The sequence below is a fragment of the Fuerstiella marisgermanici genome (assembly GCF_001983935.1).
In the GTDB taxonomy this organism is placed as follows: domain Bacteria; phylum Planctomycetota; class Planctomycetia; order Planctomycetales; family Planctomycetaceae; genus Fuerstiella; species Fuerstiella marisgermanici.
The window spans coordinates 5,411,477-5,432,481 of sequence record NZ_CP017641.1 but is presented as its reverse complement, the minus strand read 5'-3'; the positions used below and the strand labels follow the sequence as shown (position 1 = coordinate 5,432,481).

General features: G+C 56.2%; 16 protein-coding genes. 10 read left to right on the top strand and 6 right to left on the bottom strand.

Features of this window, described 5'->3' with window-relative positions; all coding sequences use genetic code 11:
• The first annotated feature begins 330 nt into the window (after positions 1 to 330).
• Entirely contained in the window at positions 331 to 942 is a 612-nt protein-coding gene (locus Fuma_RS20235; protein ID WP_077025716.1) for a superoxide dismutase, read from the top strand.
• 93 nt (positions 943 to 1,035) lie between these two features.
• Complete coding sequence (gene leuB, locus Fuma_RS20230) at positions 1,036 to 2,106, top strand: 3-isopropylmalate dehydrogenase (RefSeq protein ID WP_077025715.1); 1,071 nt, start codon at positions 1,036 to 1,038, stop codon at positions 2,104 to 2,106.
• Between the two features lie 461 nt (positions 2,107 to 2,567).
• Here leuB and Fuma_RS20225 read toward each other — a convergent pair whose 3' ends face one another.
• The 4 genes from Fuma_RS20225 to hpt all read right to left on the bottom strand — a co-directional run bounded on the left by Fuma_RS20225 (position 2,568) and on the right by hpt (position 9,382).
• On the bottom strand, positions 2,568 to 5,996 hold the full coding sequence (locus Fuma_RS20225; RefSeq protein WP_145944275.1) for an AsmA family protein: 3,429 nt from the start codon (positions 5,994 to 5,996) through the stop codon (positions 2,568 to 2,570).
• Positions 5,997 to 6,061: 65 nt separating this feature from the next.
• A complete protein-coding gene (locus Fuma_RS20220) occupies positions 6,062 to 7,423 on the bottom strand; it encodes an ArnT family glycosyltransferase (protein ID WP_077025713.1) in 1,362 nt (453 codons plus the stop codon).
• A complete protein-coding gene (locus tag Fuma_RS20215; protein WP_077025712.1) occupies positions 7,392 to 8,753 on the bottom strand; it encodes a sulfatase family protein in 1,362 nt (453 codons plus the stop codon). The genes Fuma_RS20220 and Fuma_RS20215 overlap by 32 nt, the downstream gene beginning before the upstream one ends.
• Before the next feature lie 92 nt (positions 8,754 to 8,845).
• A complete protein-coding gene (gene hpt / locus Fuma_RS20210) occupies positions 8,846 to 9,382 on the bottom strand; it encodes a hypoxanthine phosphoribosyltransferase (protein WP_077028444.1) in 537 nt (178 codons plus the stop codon).
• A gap of 223 nt (positions 9,383 to 9,605) precedes the next feature.
• Between hpt and Fuma_RS20205 the strand changes: the two genes are divergently transcribed.
• The 8 genes from Fuma_RS20205 (at position 9,606) to Fuma_RS20165 (ending at position 17,435) form a co-directional block, all read left to right on the top strand.
• Positions 9,606 to 10,709, top strand: coding sequence for an aspartyl/asparaginyl beta-hydroxylase domain-containing protein (locus tag Fuma_RS20205; protein WP_077025711.1), 1,104 nt, complete (start codon positions 9,606 to 9,608; stop codon positions 10,707 to 10,709).
• 523 nt (positions 10,710 to 11,232) lie between these two features.
• Entirely contained in the window at positions 11,233 to 11,907 is a 675-nt protein-coding gene (locus tag Fuma_RS34890) for an HIT family protein (protein WP_145944274.1), read from the top strand.
• The gene (locus Fuma_RS20190) at positions 11,897 to 12,502 is read left to right on the top strand and encodes a dCTP deaminase (protein WP_077025708.1); all 606 of its coding nucleotides are present in this window, start codon (positions 11,897 to 11,899) and stop codon (positions 12,500 to 12,502) included. Before Fuma_RS34890 ends, Fuma_RS20190 begins: the two co-directional genes overlap by 11 nt.
• Positions 12,503 to 12,510: 8 nt before the next feature.
• Positions 12,511 to 13,782, top strand: coding sequence for a hypothetical protein (locus tag Fuma_RS20185; RefSeq protein ID WP_145944273.1), 1,272 nt, complete (start codon positions 12,511 to 12,513; stop codon positions 13,780 to 13,782).
• Positions 13,775 to 14,860, top strand: coding sequence for a thiamine-phosphate kinase (locus Fuma_RS20180; RefSeq protein WP_077025706.1), 1,086 nt, complete (start codon positions 13,775 to 13,777; stop codon positions 14,858 to 14,860). Before Fuma_RS20185 ends, Fuma_RS20180 begins: the two co-directional genes overlap by 8 nt.
• A complete protein-coding gene (locus Fuma_RS34885; RefSeq protein WP_145944272.1) occupies positions 14,857 to 15,324 on the top strand; it encodes a hypothetical protein in 468 nt (155 codons plus the stop codon). Before Fuma_RS20180 ends, Fuma_RS34885 begins: the two co-directional genes overlap by 4 nt.
• Positions 15,325 to 15,410: 86 nt before the next feature.
• Positions 15,411 to 16,913 (top strand): aldehyde dehydrogenase family protein, encoded by a 1,503-nt coding sequence (locus Fuma_RS20170; RefSeq protein ID WP_077025704.1) that lies wholly within the window; start codon positions 15,411 to 15,413, stop codon positions 16,911 to 16,913.
• Between the two features lie 27 nt (positions 16,914 to 16,940).
• Positions 16,941 to 17,435, top strand: coding sequence for a GNAT family N-acetyltransferase (locus tag Fuma_RS20165; RefSeq protein WP_077025703.1), 495 nt, complete (start codon positions 16,941 to 16,943; stop codon positions 17,433 to 17,435).
• A gap of 124 nt (positions 17,436 to 17,559) precedes the next feature.
• On the opposite strand, the gene Fuma_RS20160 is transcribed toward Fuma_RS20165, so the two are convergent.
• Both Fuma_RS20160 and Fuma_RS20155 read right to left on the bottom strand, forming a co-directional pair.
• The gene (locus Fuma_RS20160; protein ID WP_077025702.1) at positions 17,560 to 18,714 is read right to left on the bottom strand and encodes a multiheme c-type cytochrome; all 1,155 of its coding nucleotides are present in this window, start codon (positions 18,712 to 18,714) and stop codon (positions 17,560 to 17,562) included.
• A gap of 28 nt (positions 18,715 to 18,742) precedes the next feature.
• Positions 18,743 to 20,944: a hypothetical protein gene (locus Fuma_RS20155; protein ID WP_145944271.1), complete on the bottom strand. Its 2,202-nt coding sequence runs from the start codon at positions 20,942 to 20,944 to the stop codon at positions 18,743 to 18,745.
• Positions 20,945 to 21,005 lie beyond the last annotated feature (61 nt).

Below are 21,005 nucleotides of genomic sequence, written 5' to 3'. Positions count from 1 at the left end.
GGGGTTCTAATTGGCCTCCTCGGGATATGAATTTTGTGAAAATTGTTGGTGGGTTGAGCAGCCATAAGGATGGATTGCTCAACTGGTTTCAGCACATCCTCATCGCTGGGCGTTGGCGGGTCTGCTGGATAGCACGTGAGAATCGCGGCGAAAAGAAGTCAGAATCCGCCACAAGCGGTTGCGAGTCCATCGAATCCGATCTCGAAAGCCGTTATGTTCATGCCGCCCGGCACAGTATCTGCTTAAGTGTCCACTCAACGCGCGCGTGCCGGAGGCGGCAGCCAGCGGCGCGAATTTTCTTAAACCATGAAATAACAAGGATTTGTAACGATGGCTTACACACTCCCCGATCTCCCATACGCCAAGGATGCTCTGGAACCTCACATCGACGCGCGGACGATGGAGATCCACCACGGTAAGCACCACCAAGCTTACATCAACAAGGTCAACGCTGCTCTGGAAGGCACTGAATACGCCGACAAGTGCATCATCGAAGTGATGAAGCAACTGAAGAGCCTGCCTGCCAATCTGCAGGGCCCGGTTCGTAACAATGGTGGCGGGCACGCGAACCATTCACTGTTCTGGACCGTCATGTCGCCTGAGGGCGGTGGAGCTCCTTCCGGCGAACTGGCGGACGCCATCAACGCGGCCTGCGGCAGCTTCGACAAGTTCAAAGAAGATTTTTCCAATGCGGCTGCGACTCAATTCGGCAGCGGTTGGGCATGGTTGTCCGTTAAGCCTGACGGCACTTTGACCGTCGAAAGCACGCCAAATCAGGACACGCCACTTTCTGAAGGCCGCACGCCAATTCTTGGGCTGGACGTGTGGGAACACGCCTACTACCTGAACTACCAAAACCGTCGTCCTGACTACGTTTCAGCGTTCTGGAACGTCGTCAACTGGGACGAAGTGGCAAAGCGATTTGCTGAAGCCAAAGGCTAGCCGATCCGGCTGACATTCAACGCACTGGCAGTCTGATTCTGCCAGTGCGTTTTTTCGTTGATCATATTCAAATCACAAAACGCGAAATCAAATATGGACGCAAACATTGTTCTGTTGCCGGGCGACGGCATTGGCCCTGAAATTGTGGTTCAGGGAAAACGAGTTCTGGAAGCGATCGCCGCGAAGTTTGGCCACAGCTTCACGATCAGCGAACATCCGATCGGCGGCAATGCGATCGATGATTTCGGCGATCCGCTGCCTCAGCCGACCATTGATGCCTGCAAAGCTTCTCAAGCGATTTTGCTGGGTGCCGTGGGCGGCCCGAAGTGGGACGATCCCACCGCGAAAACTCGACCGGAAGTCGGATTGCTGAAGATTCGGCAGGAACTTGGCTTGTTTGCGAACCTTCGTCCTATCCAGACGTGGGACGAGTTAGTCGACGCATCGCCGATTCGCCGTGAGATTGTGGCTGGGACAGACATTCTGTTCTTCCGCGAACTGACTGGCGGAATCTACTTTGGAGATTCCGGGCGCCGGCCGCATGCGAGCGGCGAAGAAGCGTACAACGAAATGGTGTATTCGACCGGCGAAGTTGAACGAGTGGTCAGGCTGGCAGCCAAGGCGGCTCAAACGCGTCGTGGCAAGCTAACGTCGGTAGACAAGGCCAACGTTCTGGAAGTGTCGCGACTTTGGCGGCAGGTGGCCGATCGCGTGGTGAAAGAAGAGTTCCCCGATCTGGAATACGAAGTCGTGCTGGTCGATGCAATGGCCATGCACCTGATTTCACGCCCGAAAGACTTCGACGTGGTCGTCACGGGCAACATGTTTGGCGACATCCTGACCGATGCTGCGTCGATGTTGCCTGGTTCTCTTGGCCTGTTGCCATCCGCATCACTCGGCAGCGACGGTCCCGGATTGTATGAACCGATTCACGGCTCAGCGCCGGACATTGCCGGACAGAACATCGCAAATCCATTGGCCACGATTCTGGCGACGGCGATGCTGCTGCGGCATTCACTGGGGCTTGAAGACGAAGCGAAAGCCATCGAAGATGTCGTCGCGGCGACTCTGAAGGCCGGCCACCGCACGAAGGATATCGCTGGTGGAGGAGCGTTCGTTTCTACCACGGAAATGGGTGATATCGTCGTCAACCAACTGGGCTAACGATGGTCATCAGCCGGTTGGACCGAACGTTCCGCATGTAAACCGCGATTCCCGTTGGTCACTGCCGCAGCAAGTTAACACCTGCCCTGCAGCGACCAGCGGGAGCACTGCGGGCGCTTCGGCATCATCCGGCTCACTCGGTCACCACGCCAATCGCCTGCCGTGGCGGGACGGCCCGCCAGCCGGTTGGAGCTTACGCTCCGATTAGAAGACGCCGTTCCCGCTGGTCACTGTCTCACCGGTTCGGCACCTGCAGCGACCATCGGGAGCACCGCCGGCGCTTCGACATCATCCGGCTCACTCGGTCACCACGCCAATCGCCTGCCGGGGCTGCCCGGCCCGCCCGCCGGTTGGAGCTTACACTCTGAATAGAAGCCGCCATTCCCGTTGGTCACTGCTGCAGCAAAGTCACACCTGCAGCGACCAGCGGGAGCACCGCCGGCGCTTCGACATCATCCGGCTCACTCGGTCACCACGCCAACCGCCTGCCGGGGCTGCCCGGCCGCGCGTTGTTGAAGGTTGGGGATTGTGCGTTGATAGTTGCGCGGCGTGTTCAGCCCGGGCACAGGTCCGCCGGGGTTCGGGTTGAACGGCTGCAGAAACAGCTTTAGTCCTTCGTTCAGGCGAGCCGTCGGTTCGACTCGAGTTTGAGGTCGGCTGGTTGTGCCTCTGACTTCGATCTTGGCCCAGTTAGTAAACAGCCCGCTGATAAACGGAATCGCGGCGGCTCGTGACCGAGCGGGGCGGGAGTAGAAGTCGAGATTCACGGCACCGGCGAAGCCGACCGTTCCCTTCCCTCGCAAGCTGATCGATTCACCGACCAGGTCAACCCGTTCAAACCAGAACGCTTCGTCGGCCACCTCGAAGTCCAGAATCGCATAGTTAAACGCCGTGCGGTCCTGCACGTTCATTCTCAACTGCGACAGTGAGCCCAGCAGCTTAACGACGACCGGAATCTCATAAAGCGCGGCGGGATGAATCAGCAACTGGCCTTTGCCGGTGACGTCGCGAGCTTCTTCGCCGGTGCCTTCCAGAGACATCCATGCGGTGACGACTCCCTTCAGATTTGTTTGATCGGGTATATGGCGAGCTGCGTAGGATTCCAGCCGGGCGTTGGCCAGTTCAGTGAAGAATTGATAACGCCCGCCTTCACGCAGATCGACGTGGGCGTCCAGCAGCAGTTCTCCACCGTATGCCAGGGCTTTCATGCGCGTTGATCGATCGATATCGGCGAGTAACTTCTGGCGTTCGAAAACCTGCCGCGATCCAAGCACCAGTTCCACGTCGTTAAGCGAATACGGGCCGTGAATATTGGTGAACGGCATATCCAGCACCTCGGCCGTTTCGACGTTGATCTCCCCCGTGTTCTTCAGGTGAAACCCGTCCCATGTTCCGTTTGCGGTCACGGCACCGTGGACGTGCTTCACGTCGAGGCCAGCGTTCACCATGCAGTCTCGCAGGTTTACATTCAGAGCCCACTTGGCGGTCGTGTTTCTTTCGCCGGATGTGTCGCCTCGAAAATCCATCTGCGAATCGGTAAGCGACACCACACCGACATGCTGGACTCGCCCCATCGTTTCCCGCCACGACGCCGGCAACGCGGCTCGCAACTGATCGTCCGGTCGAAGATTGTCGGCCGAAAGGTTGTTGAAATGCACCTGCCATTCGCCGTTGGGTTTGATGTCCGCCCAGCAGTTTTTGGCGGTGATTTCGGCGCCTTCATGAGTCGCCTGAAACGATCGGATTTCGCAATGTTGATTCCCCGCCGCGCGAACGTCGTTCGGGTCGAAGCTTAACACGGCCTCCCGAATCGTCATGTCGAAGGGAAACGGCGTGGGGCGAATTTTCGTGTTGTAAACTCGAACGGGTGAATCGCGAGGAAACGTGACGATCGGCGAATGTCCGGGGCCAGCCGTCCAGTCGATCTTTGCTGTCAGGTCACAGAACCCGCTGGGATTAATTAGATTCCAAACTGTCTGCTGCGGCTTGGACAGTACGTTGTACAAATCGGAATCCAACGCCGCTTTGGTGGCAGTGATCTGCAGGTCGAGTACGCCGGGTTCCGGCTGGCCTCGAAAACTTCCGGCGGCGCGAATTCGGCCTTCGCCGTGTCGACCATTCAACTCGAGGAACTTCCAGTGCTTGGTGGCGCTGTTGAATGTCAGATGCGCTGTTAGGTCTTCAATGTCGTAGGGGAATTTGCTGAAACGCATGCGTGAGTTGAACACTTGAGCGTCCGCGTAGACGTGAGTCGGTTGATCAAGACCGGGCGGGCGGTGAAACACAAAGCTGACGTTGGCCATGCCGGTGAGATTCAGGTTCTCAACGACACTTAGCTCTTTGTCGTTCAATGCATTGCGAAAACGGCTGTCGAGCGGGAAGTTCTGAACAGCCAGTTCAAACCGAGTTTCTGTTTTGGGGCCGGGGTTCTTCCACCATCCGGTTGAGGTAAACGGAAGGTCGCCCGCGATTCCTGAGACTTCCACATCCAGAATCATGTCGTCCACAGTGGTTCCGGATTCCGTTGGCGTTGCGGGACGGTTGGCATACGGCCGCTGCACGACGTGGGCAAACACGTTCTTCACCGGATACCGGAACCGATGATACTCGGACGTCCCTTCTTCGAAATCGGCCACAACGTTGACCGGCATCCACCGGCCAGATGGATGCCGTCGAATCTGCCCTTTGACGGACACGACGCCCTTCGGTTGAAAGCCATCAAACAGCCGCTGCGCGCGCGGTGGCAACAGCGGGCGAAGGCGTGCATCGACCGGAAAGCGTTTGATGTCGAACCACGCCTGGCCCGGCGGGGCGTCGGCTCGCGTTTCCATTTCGAAACCGCCGGTGATCGTGGCGTTGTCGCCGGTGGCTTCGTCCAGCTTGAATGTCAGCGACTCATTGTCACGGAAAAACGTCGCTTTGACGTTGGTGAGTGCTATCGGAATTGCGGGAGTCTCCAGCCGGCCGTTCTTCACGTTGACCATCAATTGGAATTGAGGAATGCTGTTTTCCGGGGCTCCTGCCACGTTGAAGAACACGTCCAGCATGCCAAGAAACTGAGGCGCAGTCTGGCCGTTGTTGCCGATCAGTAACGCGGCACCCGGCGACGCTGCGTTCGCCGTCTGGCGAGGCGGGAGCGCGCGTTCGATGGCGGAGTCGAGATCCGTTAACTGATCATTCAGTTGTGGTGCCGTGGCTTTGGCCAGCTGCATCAGCTGCTGATCGGCCTGCACGTTCAACATTTTTCCGCCAAGGTGCCACTGTCGCGATTGCAGATCCCAGCCGCCGCCCAGCCGCAGCATGCCCGCACCAGGTAGGTTCAGCGCGCCGTCGAAATCGTAGGCGTGCTGCGACTTCGGAATGGCCTGCAGGCGAGATTCCCGCAGCAGCAATCGAGCGGCAGGGACGTTGCCTCCGTGCTTCAGCGTCAACTGCACAGCCACGTCGTCCATAATGATGGCGGGCAGCGCCGGCGATTTGAGCTTCGGTGGACGGAATTCGTACTTCTGCCAGTTCCAGCGTCCGTCGACCTCTCGCGTTAGCAGCACATCAGCAGATGTCAGATGAATTTTGTCGACGATGACCTGCTGGTGTTCAAGCAGCCGAGTCGAATCGATATCGACGGTCAATTCCTTCGCTCGAAACAAAGGACGGTCGGTCGCTTTTTCGCGGATCTCCACCTGCTTGAGAGTGGCACCGCGAGTTCCGTTTAACGTTGTCCGGCCGACAATCAGCTTCAGTTCCGGCGCGACTTCGGCAAAGCGTTTCAGGATTTCTGATTCGACCAATTGGTCTTTGTGGTTCTGGAAATAGACGAACCCACCGCTCGCAGCCAGCGCTGCAACCAGGATCAGAAAGATCATCCATTTCAGAACGGGAAGAAACTTCATGCATCCATGCCGAAGATCGTCCGCCAAATCAGCGGTGTTGCGTGTACTCTGCCGCGCGTCGTGCTTCAAGCAGGGGAAGTCGGCGACGAATTCCCGGCAGAACCTCCTCGTTTCAGTACCAACCAACGCCATCCGATGGCGGCCAGCACGGACAAGGGAAACTCCACCGGCAAACGATACCTGACTGAGCCAACGAAGACCATATGAACCAGCAAAAACAGCAGCAGTGGCCCCACGGTCACTAAAATTCCAACACCGTCCCACTGGCGACTCACGAGACCAGCGATCGCCAGCACCGCCAAAGTTGCCCAGACTGCCACGAAGGCGGCCTCGATTACCCATCCCGCCTGCTTTGTTGCGTTAGGTGCCGGGCTCAGAAACTTGCCCGCTTTGATGGCCGCCAGTTCCAGCACTCGGCCGGGATTGGATGTGGCGAACGCGAACGCTCGCTGTTTGTAGTGCTCATTCATCTCAAATTCCGACAGGCCCTGTTTGGCCATCACCTGCTCGTCGTCGAAAAACCGCATGTCGCTGGCACCTGTGGCGTCAGGATTCCAGCCGTCGTACAAGCTGGGACCCGACCAGAGCGACGTGAAAACCCAATGATCGGTCACGGCCGCATTTCGCGCGGCCCACGGGAACAGTACGACAAAACAGCCCGCCACCATACAGCCCGCCGACAAACTGCGAATCGCTACCGTTCGCCGCAGCAAAAACAGCACGCCACAAGCCGCCAAGGCGAGCCACGGCAGAAATCCGGGACGGACCAGCACTGCACCGCCGATCAGTATTCCGGCCCAACAGGACTGCGTGACTAATGGCCCCAGCGAAGGCACAGCGGGAGCAGCGTCGGCATTCTCTGGCAATTTTTTCGGAGCAGAAAATCGATCAACCAGTTTCACCAGTGCGAGCAGACTTAACAGCATCCAAAACGTGAACCACGATTCGGAGAGGACCAGAACGCTATTGCCGATGTGCAGCGGATTGATGGTGACAAACATGGCCGCCCAAAAACCGGTGCGGCGCATGTGGACCAAACTTCCCAGGCGATACGTCAGCCAGCAGCAGGCCGTGCCGACAACGGCAAGCACAATTCGAGCCGCAAACACATTGTCGCCGAAGATTCGGATGGAAGCTGCCAGCAACAACGGAAAGCCGGGCATCCGTAAAACATAGCGCGGCGGCTGATGAATGGCGTAGTCCTGTCCCGTCGCGATTTTTTGAGCCAGCTCCCAATAGCCATTGGCATCGCCTTCAATCAAGAACGGTCGCCCGGCGTTTTGTACGTGACGTTCGACCAGAATCGCCGCCATGATGCGCAGCACAAGAGCGACAATGATCAGCGCGGCGATCAGCGGCTTCCACTTCGCCGCCATCGCAGCGGCAGCTTCATCTTCATTGAGTGACATTTTTGATCCAGTCGTCATGAAGCTGTTCCAGTTCCTTCACGATCTCCGGATGTTGTGCAGCGGTGTTCTCCAGCTCGTGAACAGAATCGCTCAGGTTCACCAGAAAACGTCGGTCGTTTTGCGTCAACGCTGCCTTGTTGCTTGTGTCGTTCGGGTTTCCGATCAGCTTCCAGTCGCCTTTTCGTACCGCCCATTGTCGGTTGTTTTTGCCGCCCCCGGATTCCCAATGGAAGACTTTATGAGGCGACGGCGCGTCAGCCGACTTTAGCACGGATGAGATATCTTTCCCGTCGAACTTACGCTGGCCGGCGTCCAGGTCGCAAAGAGAAACCAGAGTCGGCAGCCAATCGCAGCCGGTTGCCATCTGGTGCCGCACTGATTTCTGCGGGATGTGGCCCGGCCACGAAACCATCGCGGGAACTCGAATGCCACCTTCAAACAAACTGAACTTCGCACCTCGATAAGGTCCGGCTGAACCGCCGCCGCCGAACGTGCGTTCTTCTGTGCTGTGGCCGTGATCCGACTGAAACACGACGATCGTGTTCTCACGCATTTTCAGTTCGTCCAGCTTTGCCAGCAAGCGACCGATGATCTCATCCGTGGTCGATACGAAGGCCGCGTACATTTTTCGGGGTGCGTCGAGGTCGGCGTAGTGCTTCCGCCACTTGTCGGTTCCCTGCAGTGGATAGTGAGGCGTGTTTAATGCCCAGTACAGCATGAAGGGCTGTTCGCGGTGTTGTTCGATAAATCGAATCGCGTCGTTCGCCATCAGGTCCGGAAAGTACTCGCCATCGTGAAACACTTCCTTGCCATTGCGCCACAGGTCGTGGCGATTGGGGCCGTTCCAATAGAAGAAGTGCGAGTAATTATCGATGCACCCGCCCATGTGGCCGAACGTTTCTACAAAGCCCTGGCCGCTGGGCATCGTGGCGGGCGTGTAGCCAAGATGCCACTTCCCAACGTGCCCCGCCACGTAACCGTTTGCTCCAAAAAGTTCGGCGACCGTCTGCGTCGCCACCGGCATTCCCGTGTTGCCAGCCTTCGATGAAACGTTGCCCGGCACACCTGCTCGTTGAGGGTACTGGCCGGTGATAAAGGCGGCTCGCGAAGGCGAACACACGGGAGCAGCCGCATAGAACTGAGTGAACCGGATACCGCGATCGGCCAGGGCGTCCAGGTTTGGAGTTGCCAGGTCGTTGGCTCCGTAGCAATTCAGGTCGACGCTGCCCAGGTCGTCGGCCAGAATCAGAATAACGTTCGGCTTGCGATCGGCGGCTGCCACAGAGGCGGTGATGAGGCACAGCAGGCAGGATAGAATTCGTGAGGTTGTGCGATTGCGTCGTTGCATGTTTGTGTCCGGTTATTCAATCCTGATCGAAACATCCAGCCCTGGTTGCAGATCAGGCGCTAGAAGTTTCCCAGCCGTGCGAGGACCTCGGTTTAATTCCCGCTCGCGTGTTTCAAGTCTTCCTCTTCCATCACACCGATATATGGCAGATGGCGATATTCGTCGTTGTAGTCCAGACCGTATCCGACCACAAACTCATCGGGAATCTTAAACCCGTAGATATCCGGTTCGACATCCACGACAGTGCGATCCGTCTTCCACAACAACACGGCCGACCGAATACTCTGGGGCTCAAATTCCTGCACCGCTTCCAGCATTCCGACCATCGTGTTGCCGGTGTCGAAGATGTCGTCCAGAATGACTACGTCGCGACCGCGAAGGTCGGGGACAAGAGCACTGTTAATTGTCAGCTCACCAGCCGTTGTCCGCGTACCGCCGTAACTTGCCGCCTGAATGAGGGCGACTCGCAACGGCACCGAGGTCGCTCGAATCAGGTCTGCCAGCAGCACGATGCTGCCGGTCAGCACACCCAGAATCGTGAGTGGACGTCCCGCGTACGTTTCGCTTAGCGTCTGCCCCAATTCGGTCACACGATCGCGGATTTCGTGTTCGGTGATCAGTACCTTCATGAATTGTGCTGCCGGCTTTGAGGAATCATAGTCTGCGTTCGTCAGACGCTGTTTGGGACGTTCGAGGCGGCAGCTTAGATTCTTTCGGACCATTTTTTAACAGTGCAGCCGCGGGACTCCGACCGATTCGAAAGGCAGCCCGCATTTTTTCATTGGCGGTTGCCATTGCTTCGCCGCAAAATGCACACGAATTCGCTCGAAACCTGACTCTCTTGACCACCGCATGTCTGCTGACGAAACGACAATCGAAGACCTGCTGAAAGCGTCTCACGACGAATACGGTATTGACGGTTCGCCATTCGTGTTTCCCGCAATCGTTCGCCGAATGGTGGCGCGCGTTGTGTCGTTTAACCATCGTTTTTTTGCCATCGCCGTTTGGTTGCTGCATCGAAGCTGGGGATTCTTCGGTCGCCATCACAGTCATCCGATGGCCAAAGCGTGGTCGCAGCTGGTTTGGACATTCACGTACGCTGAAGCTCGGCGACTTGCTCTGGCCGCGGCCGCTCTGGACGCTCATCCCACGTTTCGCAACGGTTGCCGTGAGCTGAAATTTCGCAACTGCCTGGAGGCCATGTTTTATCGCGGCGCGTTTCTGGATCCATTCTTCCGTCAGGGCAAGTGGCAGGCGACTGAATTCACTCATCCACTGCAGCAGCCGCAGTACTTCGTGCCAGGCATTCCGCCAAACCGATTCTACGATCCGGCCAACTTCGAATGGACGCCTCAACTGGAAGCCAGCTTCGCAGCGGCTCGCCAGGAAGTCGCGGAACTGCTGAACGTGCACCGCGACGAATTTGGGATGTTCCGTACCGACTTTGAAAACTTCGTCGACGGGTGGAACACGTTTATTTTCTACGTGAACGGCCGCCGCCAAAAATCGAACTGCGAACGAGCGCCCGCGTTGGCGAAAATTGCGGACGACATGCTCCAGTACGAAGAAGGCGAGCTGACGATGCTGTCTGCTCTAAATCCTCATGCTCATATCCCGCCGCACGTGGGGCCGCTTAACGGAATTCTGCGATGCCACTTGCCTCTGTTTGTTCCACAAGGTTGCGGGCTACAGGTGGGCGGCGAAAAGGTTGAATGGCAGGAAGGCAAAATTCTGGTGTTCGACGATTCGTTCGTCCACGACGTCTGGAACGACAGCGACGAACTTCGCATCGTGCTGTTCTTTAACGCATGGCACCCATGCCTGTCGCCCGAAGAACGAAACGCGCTGGCAGCTCTTCGGAAGGCTTACAACGACACGCCAGTCGGCCGCAACTGGCTGAAACGCCAGGAAGAAGTCCGACCTTCGACCGTGCGTCAGGAGGCGTCGGCCGTATAAGTCAACGTAGGTCAGCCTGTGCATGATGAAGCGGTGGACAGTCACCCTCAGTAGCCGTAGGTCAGGCTCCCGCCTGACTTCCTTGCTTTCACCGCTGCACGTCATTGGTTGGAAAACCGGTGCGACCCTGCTTCGGTTTGTCGGTTGTCTTTGCCATTCTGTGAACATTCACCAAGCCGCAAAGTTCACAGCTCGGGCTCTGCCCATTAATGTTTCGGCAACGTCCATCTTCGAGAACGGCAAGCATTTGGGTCGCTCCACTTTCGAAAGAACACAACCGCTGAACGCGGGCTTTGACAGAAGCGGCAGAGCGTGGCCAGATTGCCAGTGGCCGTGACGGTGCGCAAGAAAATCGAAGCATTTCTTTCCTGCCAAATGACTTGGTCACCACACAGCTACCCAGCGATCAACGTCGCAGGTGATGACGGAATTGGGTACAATTCGTTTCTGGTTTCCGTCGACACATCGCGACAATCAGTCGCCTCGGAACCAGTTCTGCAGACTTGAGGCAAGGATAGGAAAAGTGGAAGCGCTAAACATCAACTCAGATTCGTGCGAGTTCTGCGAGGAACTGTCCGGAGCTTCAGACTCGCGGTTTCGAAAAATATATGGTCCCGAATTTTTGGATCGGACGGCTCTCGAATCCGGTGCGTTAGTTGTTTGGCCGACCATTGGACAGCTTTTCCCAAACAGTTTCCTGATACTGCCGCATCGGCATGTTGAACGATTTGCTGACCTTAACTCCGCCGAGCTTGATGATTTCTCTGCTGTTGTTGAGCGATTGTGGAATGGTTGTGGAGCGCCGGAACACTACCTCTTATTTGAACACGGGGCGAGAGCGTGTAGCGGGGCTGGATGCGGAATATATCACTGCCATGTTCATTTCGTTCCGTTACCCGATTCCCTTTCAGCTCCTTTGCTTTTTCCGTTTGGCCATCACACGCACGAGTCTCTCCTTGACGCTTGGGCATTCCACCGAGACGGCGGGAATTACATCTTAATTCGTGACACCCTTGGCAAAATCTCGTCAATTGGGGAGCAATCACTGTCTACGCACAACATTGGTTCCCAATATGTTCGGCGCAAGCTGGCCGAGATATTTGACGTTCAACGACCGTGGGATTGGCGTGAATACGATTCGCCAGAACACGACCTTCAATCCGCTTACAAAGAATTGAGGTTTTCAGGTGTTTCTTAATGCAGAGCAGATCACAGCGAAGCGGTCTGAGTCTGCACTTCTGATTGAGCCGTTCGATCGTGAATTACTTAAGCCAGTCAGTTACGTTTTACGGCTGGGGCATAAAGTTCGTCGATGGGCCAAATCGGATAAGGCGATCGACGTGTGGTCTAACAACTGCAGCGAAAGCGTGCTTGGTCCCATCGAGACTTTTTCTGAAATCACTGTTAACAGAGGAGAACTGCTGCTCGTCAATTCTCACGAACGGATCGGCCTTACCGATGGACTTTTGGGAGTCATTACGACACTTTCTCATATATCTCGGTTTGGGATCTCGGTTACCTCCGACTCGCATCTTGTCTCTCCGGGATTTGGCAAAGATGCTTCCTGCGAGCTGACTTTCGAGATCACTTCTCACAACCCGAATCCAGTCCGATTGCGTGCAGGCCTGCCCATATGTCACCTGCTACTCGCAAATGTGGAGGCTGCAAGCGGCAAGACGCGTCTCGCCAATAGCGTTTACGAGAGTCTTCCTACTCCGTTTGGTCCAGCCTTGTTTGAGGAATTCGCGTCTATTTCGATTTTTCAGAGTGCCAGCGAGCAGCGTAAGAAGTGAGTGATGGCATGAAAGACATTGAGTTTGACGTTCTCAGCTCCGACGCAGAAAAGAGCGTGCGACAGTCAGCGTCCGCACTGCTCGATCAATTGACCGGTAATGGCACTTCTGACGACAACCTGCGCAAACTGATTTGGCCAACTATCGAAGGAGTTGACAAGAATGACGTCGTGTTGCGTTTGGTTCCATTAAACCGCTTGGGTGCTGATGAAGGAAAAAGTAGCGCATCAGTATTCGTCGCCTACTTTCGTCCAAGTGGGGAAAGATGGCCGTCTCATCCGTTGATTGTGAAGTTTGCCAAGCCAACGCGTGAACGCGATTCGTGCCATAAAGAGTATGACGATTACCAGTCAGTCTCAAACTACATCGCTTTGTCGCCTTGCGGTTTTGCCACGCCACTTGTCTGCCACAAACACGGGGACTCTCAGCCGTTTACGGTCCTTTGGTCTCCATTCGCATCCGCAGGTGGCATTTGGGGAGTCGAAGCCTACCAGCAAACGTTGAACCTTCGAATCGACGATGTTTGGAAGGGTTTGACAAACAATTCGAAAGCCGTTGACGAGATTTCCAATGCGCTGGATAAGGCTTTTGACTATCTGTGGCCACTCCATCATCGAGGTGGAACGGCTGGGCCATCCTTGAAGAGCGTATTCGGAGAGTACAATCGGTATCTGCGAAAAATCGACACGGCAGACTGGTCAAATCACTGGCGGTCTTGCTGGGGCGACGCAACGGTAAAAACCACGCAGATGTTTGGGATCGACTGGCCGAATCCATTTCGTGTCCTCAAACGTATCTCTGCAATTGAGATCAGAATGTACTGTGGAGGCGTCCATGGCGACCTACACCCCAAGAACATCGTGTTTGCGCAGGATGGCCCTCGAATCATTGACTTCGGGTGGGCCGATGGAGATGCCCACATCGCAAAAGACTTCGTGCTCATGGAATGTAATTTGAGGTACGTGACGTTAGCCTCGGCAATGCCATATTCAGAGATTCTGAAGCTGTCCGACTGGTTAGGATTCGACGATCACGAACCGGAATTCGAAACCGAAGGACTACGACACCGCGTTCAACTCATCTCTCAGGTGCGGAGTCGTGCGAAAAAAGCCTTTCCCACCGACACGAATTGGGATAACGAGTACATCATTCCAATGTTCATTGTGGCCATGGGGCTGCTTAAACATAGCGATGATTTCTACTCCCATATCTCGACGCAACTTCACGTCCTTCAGTTGGCCAGATACATTTCTGAGAAAGTTCTCCCACACCATGAATAATCGCGAGCATGACACATTGCGAGATTGGGGCGAATTCAGACTCTTGAATGAGCTTGTCTTGCCAATCTTGCGACGAGGTTCTGCAGGCATGGAGTTGGGCGACGATTGTGCATTTCTGAGCCTCGACTCAGCAGAACAGAAACTCGTTGTTACGACAGACGTAGGCCCCAAGCCACTCGCATGGGCACTTGGTTATGAGTCATATCGAACTTGGGGTTGGTACACTGTTCTTGCAAACGCCAGTGATCTCGCTGCGGCTGGAGCCAGTCCCGTAGCACTAACTACATCTGTTGAGGCACCGGCGGACATGCCGGTCAAAGAATTCGAAGAGTACTTTGAGGGCCTCGATGCAGCGTGCACGGCGTTTTCACTTAAAAACGCTGGAGGGAACATTCGCGTTGCTCCTCGCTTTGCTTGTCATGGGACAGCTATTGGCACGATCCCGCAGTCTGAACAGGTTGGCAGAAGCACATGTCAACCCGGTGACAAGATAGTGTCGATCGGACGCAACGGTTACTTTATAGCGAGCTATCTGAAAGCATCGCGACTGGGTAATATAGACCTTTTGAGTAGCGCTGAACGCGACGCCGTTGTAAGGCCTGAGCCACAAATCCGCCAAATGCAGATACTTCGGAGAGCAAGAGTGTTAAGCTCAGCAACGGATAACTCTGATGGAGTTATGGGTTCACTTTGGAATATTATTGAGCGTTCAAATGTTGGGATCGAGTTGTGGCTGGATGATTCGCAGATACCAGACTGTGTGCACAGGGAAGCTACCCAACATGACCTGGACCCGAAGAATCTCTTTCTATTCTGGGGCGACTGGCAAATCATTGCTTCGGTAAAAGAGGCACGGCTGGACGAATTCAAGGGCGTCATCAAACAAGAGGGCATTGATGCAACCATCATCGGAGTAGCCGTACCTGGTGAAAAGGGAGTCTGGGGTATAGAAGCTGGTATGAGGAATCGCCTGAGCGTGCTTAGAAACGAGAATTTCGTGGATCGGTCGTTCAACGAGAACCCCATTTCCCACATAGACTATCTCCTCAAGACTAGTCTGTACGAAACGGAAAAGTGAGGCAAATTGAGGTGGTGATGGTGACGGTGATTGCGGACGACGCCGTGAACCGCGAACCGAATTCGTTCGGCTTTGGTGTCTCGGACTCGCCACCAGAAGCCGAGTTGCCGTCAGCCATGTTCCCTTTGCCTGGCCTCGCTGGCGGTTGCCGGCGAGACGGTGCTTGTGAACGCATAAATGGTGGTTGTGGTGTCACCGTCCACGGTGGTCGTCTTGGATTCGCTGCTGCCGCCGACGCCGGGAGCTCGGCCGTCGCATTCTCTGTCTCCATGTTCACCCTCTCCGATTTGCCCGTCCGGCCGTCGTGTCGGCGTGGGCACCGTCGCCATGGAACGCGGCCAGCAGCCAACGGGAACAATGCTGACACGCATGCCGCGATTGGCGGTAAAAACACGGTGCGGTTGTCTCGCGACTCAATCGGCCAGGCTAATCGCCCGCCGGGCCGTACCGGCTTGGAATTGTAGATGCGAAATCGTATCTTATTTTGAGGAACGCTGTTCGCCACGAACGGCATACTCGCCCCATTCACGGCCACGTTTAAGGAACTCAAATGTCTACCACCATTGCACCCACTTCAGACCTGCTTCCCGAAGTTGCCGCATTTTTGGATTCGCCGTCGCTGAAAGCCTTCGTCAATGGAGAATGGATTGACGCATCCGGTGGCCAAACGTTTGACGTTGTCGATCCGGGCACGGGGCAGAAAATCACAACCGTCGCCAGCCTTCAGAAAGACGATGTCGATCGCGCGGTTGACGCGGCGGTGAATGCGTTCGAAGGCAGCGGTTGGGCGAAAATGCCAGTCAACGAACGCAGCGCTGCTTTGCACCGACTCGCCGATGCCGTCGAAGCTCGCAAGGCTCAGTTTTCGCAGATTGAATCGCTGGACTGCGGCAAAGTGTTCGCTCAGGCCGAAGCCGACGTGCAAAATTTCATCGACACGTTCCGCTACTTCGCTGACCTCGCGCAGCAGGTCAATTACCGCAGCGTGATCGGCGTCAAAGGCCACGAAGCCTGGATCGCTCGTCACCCGTGGGGCGCGTGCGGATTTATCGTTCCGTGGAACTTCCCCTTTCTGCTAACAGGGTGGGGGCTGGCTCCCGCACTTGCCGCTGGTAATACATGCGTTCTGAAACCGGCCGAAGACACGCCGCTGTCTGCGTTGTACTTGTGCAAGGTTGTGCAGGAACTGGATCTGCTTCCGGCGGGCGTGTTGAACGTCACGACGGGCATCGGCGAAACAGCGGGCGCGGCGATCGCCAACAACCCGAAGTTTCGTCGCATGAGTTTCACTGGATCGCCGGAAGTTGGCCGCATGGTGGCGGAAGCCAGTGGTCGGAATCTGACGCCAATCAAATGCGAACTCGGCGGCAAAGGAGCGGCGGTTGTGTTCGATGATGTGGACATCGAAGAAACGGCCGAAAAACTGGTCGGAGCGATTACGTTTCACAGCGGGCAGGTATGTTGTGATGCGACGCGTTGGCTGATCCACAAGGACATCTACGACAAATTCGTCGGCGAATGTGCCGATCGAATGAAGGCCGTCAGCATTGGCTATCAGCTTGACGCGGGGACTCAAATGGGACCTCTCGTGAACACCAAGCAGCGTGACCGAGTTCTCGGGTATTTGGAAAAGGGTGTGGCCGAAGGAGCTGAACTGGTACTTGAAGGTGGAGCCGCCAAGGTTGCGGGCAAGAACGGCTATTACGTGAAGCCAGCGTTGATGGCTGGTTCGCTGGACAACATTGCCGCTCGCGAAGAGATCTTCGGCCCGGTCGCGTATCTGGCTCCATTCGCCAACGAAGAAGAAGGCATTCGCCTGGCGAACAACACGGAATACGGACTCGGCAACAGCGTCTGGTCACGTGACCTCGTGCGATGTGCTCGCGTGGCCGAAGCGTTTGAATCAGGCAACGGCTGGATCAACGCTCACAACGTCATCGTGCACGGTGTCCCGTATGCCGGTGTCGGCAAGAGTGGCATGGGTGGCGGCGTGGTTTCACCAGATACGCTGAACGATTACCTGCGACCAATTTCGATCGTGCGTCCGCTGTGATGCGCGAGGCAAAAACTGGCACCGGAAATGGAAGTCACGATTCGTAAAGCCGTTGCCAAAGACGCGGTTTCGATCTGGGAAATTCGCAACGCATCGATACGCGCCCAGTGTGCTGGGTACTACTCGGATAAGGACGTCGCAATTTGGACCGATGGTGTTCCAACCGAGCGGTTTGTTCAATCCGTCGTCGACAAATGGCATGTCGCGGTTGTGGCCCGTGCCATTGTCGGCACGGGCGTGATCGATTGTCTTACTGGCCACATTGATGGTGTGTTCGTGTCCCCCGATTTAATGGGCCACGGCATCGGCACCGCAATGATGCGACACTTGCAGGAGATTGCTGCGCGTTGCGGATTGGAAAACCTGTCTCTGGATTCAACGCTTAACGCGGCCGCCTTCTATCGCAAATGCGGCTTCACCGGTGAGCGAATCAGTCAATATCATTCGCCAAGAGGTATTTCACTCGCGTGTATCCCGATGGTGAAACGAGTTGACAGTGCCGGCTACAGCGAAACTCATTGACTTGTGGCCGCGGAACAGGCGTCTCGGACGATGAAGCCTGTTTCCCGCGAGGCCCAACCGGCCACACCAAAAGGGAAACTGCTCTCATGTATGGGGGGGGCTGTTGATGGTTTCGGCCTGGATCTCACTGGTTTTCCGGAGTCGGTTCCGTGTCTCGGATACGGATCCAATGATCGGTGAAATGCAGATGCTTGTTTGCCGGGACCGAGGGCATATGGCACGTAAGGCAGTTGTCTGTTCGCGCGGCCTTCGGGCAGTTGGCCGCTCGATCATGAGCCCCATCATGGCAATCCAAACAGACCGCGGCGTGATCCCGCCAGTCGTGGGACGTCGGACCGTGCGGGTTGTGGCAGCTGGTGCAATCCAGGCGGGCCTGTGCGCCAGATGATAGTGTGACGCTGCCCTGCTGTTGGAAGCATGGGCTTTGTGTGAGCCCCACCGGCGCGAAACGGCCCAGCGATTTGTCTTCGGGGGAAACCTCAGCTCCCATTTCCTCCGTCCGTCGATGGCACTCCCCACATCGATCGACTGACTGTTCCGGGGTAAGTTCAGAGAAACGTTCGATAGTCGTGGGTAGATCAGCATCCATTTCATGAACATGCTCTGTCGTGTTCCAATGGCATCGGGCGCATCCGATGTTCGGTACGATCCTGTCCATCGCAAGGCGTCCGTCTTCAACGGGTAGATGAGTCGAATGGCAGCCGAAGCAGTTGACCGTTTCGGCCGGCCCTCGCACGGCTCCCAGGCAGTAGATTCCGCTTGTTTCTTTCTGGTCTTCGGCACCCAGCGTAAGCCCCAGTTCGCCGGATGGATACGAACTAACGCTGTGTTCGATTCCAGCAGTCTTCCCGTCGCGGTCGGTCCATGTAATCAACGGTGTGCGAGCGTGTGTCCCTGATCCGAAGATCCACTTAGCCGAAACCTTGCGTGAATAGGCGTCCGTGATTATGTCAATCCCGTCTTTACCGGCTTCGTAGTGATAGGACACGTCTGTCAGGTCGTTGTGGAATGTTCGTCCGACGAATGCTTCCTGATTCTCCGGCGCGGTCGCCCTGCTTAACGTTCGGGAATGCGGTGCCTGTGCGAATTGGTCGGTAATATCTGAATGACATTCAGCGCACCGGTGCTGCGAATTTGTCGAGTGTCGGCTGAGCACCACGGGGCGAGGCGGCGTGGTGAATTCGTGGCTAAACGACGCCCACACTGCGAACGCTCCCAGCAACGCAATAATTGACGTTGCTATGGTGGTCCAAACACGTTTGGCAGGAATCTCATTCATACGGAACTACAGTCAGGAAAAATCGGGGTCATTGTCCCTGATCCAGAGCCATTTGTTCAGACCAAAACTTTGCAGCAATCGCCAGATTCAAATCCCGTTGATCGGACAGCAGAGGCTGTAGGGCAGCTAACGCTTGTGAAGTTTCTCCAAGCTCAAGCCACAGCATCGCTGCTGCAAAGTACTCTTGCGGCGTACCACCCTGCAATACGTGAATGGCTTCGGTCAACTCGCCGGCAATGTATCGCTTGATACATTTGTCCCAGACGTCTGTTGATGGTGCTGTCGCATCCTCGGTGGTCTCACCGTCAATGCCGTTGGGAATTTGAGGCTTCAGGTTTAATCGTTCTGCGATGAGCCTTCGAAACAACGTCGTCCGCCCGAATGTTGTCCATTCCTGGTCCGCCAAGGCCAGTTGGCACTTTCTGAACTCGTCAATCAAGGCCGGGTGATGGTTATGGTGGCGTATCGGCAAGAGCGCTCGAAGTGCCGCAACCGGAATACCGGTTGCCCGAAAGCGCTGAGCTTGACGTATCGCAGGTATCGGGTCCGGGGTGCCGCCAATTTCACCGATGATGTCGAACCGCCAGTCCTGTCCGGAGTAGATCTCTGCTGTTGGTTGCCAGGGACCTGATTCCACAAACCATTCCTGTTGCATTGTCGCCAAAATCGCATCGGAATAGCGAAGGTCGTCCGTGGAGACATACGGCACCGTTGGTGAATCCAGATCAAGTGGCCGCCAGGTAATTTTCTGTAGGTCTCGATTCAACTGTTGCATCTCAACGGGAACGAGCATGAGCTGCACCTTCCAGTCTGCCAGTCTCTGCACCCAGCCACCCCACGTGCCGTCGTCGCGCCGGTAGCGAGCTCGATGATCGCCCTGAAGATCTTCAATCAACATCGAATGTTCCCGGACTCGTCCTCCGAGCAACGCTCGCTGAGGATGATCACACAACTGCATTTCGGGATAACGCCATGCGGCGATGCCGGTGGAACGTCCGTCGGCCGCCCAGCCGATCACCGGCTCGTCTTTGTCGGGACGTAGCGAAATGTCCAAAAGGCGCGGATCAAGCTCCTGCGAGATTCCCCAACCCAGTCGGCCATAGGACGCCAGTGCCCGACCGTTCGCATCGACAATCATAGCCGCTAAGGCCACTACGAAGGCCGCTGGAAGAAGTATCGGTTTCCCTGAAAAACGCCAGTTGAGCGATTCTTTTGGGCCGCGGGCGGTGGCGCTGAGTGCATCAAGACAGATCCACAAGCCACAGATCGCAAGGTTACTGCGAGAAAGGATCACCAGCACTAACGGCACACAGCATCCCACATAGCGACGCAGCGCCAGCGGCCGCCGGTCCACATCAGATGCCTCTGGAGGCTGTTGCCTGCACAGGAACCGGTTTCCAGCCCATAAGGTCCACAAAAGGACGAACGCCCATTCGGCGGCAGTCCATGGCTGGTTTGAAAACAATCCTGGCCACGATGTCTCGCTGTATTCGCCGACGCTGACAAACGATGTGGGGGATAGCAGAACACAGGCGTCGCTCCACGTGAAAAGTCCTCGCGGAGTCAGCGATCCGCCGACAACAGCGGCTGCGAAAATCTGAATCACCCAGCGACGAGTTTGGTGAGAGGCCGATGCTGTTGGAGCCGAGTCTGATGCGACAGCAAGTGGGCCAGCAGGCGGATCAGTGACACGTCGCCAATCGCAACACATCAACCACAGCAGTCCAACGATTGGCCGAGGTCCCAGATTACTCCAGGGGACGAAGGTCAGGAAAATCAGCGTGACGAACGTCCGTTTGGATTTCCAGCGACTGCTTAGCAGCCAAAGGAATACCAGAAAGACAAGATCGAAAACGGCAGGGACAGGCTGCAGGTCTCCTCGCGCGGACCACAGGAAAAGCGGCAGAAACATGGCCGCCGTAAAGAGGTTCCTGCAGTGGGAAAGACTGCCCTTAAGCAGGACTAGCATCACGGCGCATGCGGCCAGAGGGACCATCGCGAGGAAATGCACCCCGCCCAGGGTCCAGCCGAAGTAGAACGGCACGCCGCTCAACCAGTCGGCTTCGCAACTGTGGTCCAGGGTTAATAGCACCTGGCTTGGCGTCCAGCTCCCGCTGGCAACCTCACGACCGCGCGAAAGGTGCCACCAAAGGTTGGTAGACGTGAGCGGTCGCTGCACGATCAGCACCGTGGCGAGCACGGCCCACCCGAGAAAGGTCCTGAATTTCAATGGCTCAGCCTCCGACGAGAATTCTCTTCAGGAAACCATGCCATGAACCTTCGCTTCAGGT

What these genes read in the sequence shown, in the direction of transcription:
- hpt (WP_077028444.1), bottom strand. Translation starts at nt 9,382, where the DNA reads ATGAAGGTACTGATCACCGAACACGAAATCCGCGATCGTGTGACCGAA.
- Fuma_RS20205 (WP_077025711.1), top strand. Translation starts at nt 9,606, where the DNA reads ATGTCTGCTGACGAAACGACAATCGAAGACCTGCTGAAAGCGTCTCAC.
- Fuma_RS20160 (WP_077025702.1), bottom strand. Translation starts at nt 18,714, where the DNA reads ATGAATGAGATTCCTGCCAAACGTGTTTGGACCACCATAGCAACGTCA.
- Fuma_RS20180 (WP_077025706.1), top strand. Translation starts at nt 13,775, where the DNA reads ATGAATAATCGCGAGCATGACACATTGCGAGATTGGGGCGAATTCAGA.
- Fuma_RS20225 (WP_145944275.1), bottom strand. Translation starts at nt 5,996, where the DNA reads ATGAAGTTTCTTCCCGTTCTGAAATGGATGATCTTTCTGATCCTGGTT.
- Fuma_RS20165 (WP_077025703.1), top strand. Translation starts at nt 16,941, where the DNA reads ATGGAAGTCACGATTCGTAAAGCCGTTGCCAAAGACGCGGTTTCGATC.
- Fuma_RS20170 (WP_077025704.1), top strand. Translation starts at nt 15,411, where the DNA reads ATGTCTACCACCATTGCACCCACTTCAGACCTGCTTCCCGAAGTTGCC.
- Fuma_RS20215 (WP_077025712.1), bottom strand. Translation starts at nt 8,753, where the DNA reads ATGCAACGACGCAATCGCACAACCTCACGAATTCTATCCTGCCTGCTG.
- Fuma_RS20220 (WP_077025713.1), bottom strand. Translation starts at nt 7,423, where the DNA reads ATGACGACTGGATCAAAAATGTCACTCAATGAAGATGAAGCTGCCGCT.
- Fuma_RS20185 (WP_145944273.1), top strand. Translation starts at nt 12,511, where the DNA reads ATGAAAGACATTGAGTTTGACGTTCTCAGCTCCGACGCAGAAAAGAGC.
- Fuma_RS20235 (WP_077025716.1), top strand. Translation starts at nt 331, where the DNA reads ATGGCTTACACACTCCCCGATCTCCCATACGCCAAGGATGCTCTGGAA.
- leuB (WP_077025715.1), top strand. Translation starts at nt 1,036, where the DNA reads ATGGACGCAAACATTGTTCTGTTGCCGGGCGACGGCATTGGCCCTGAA.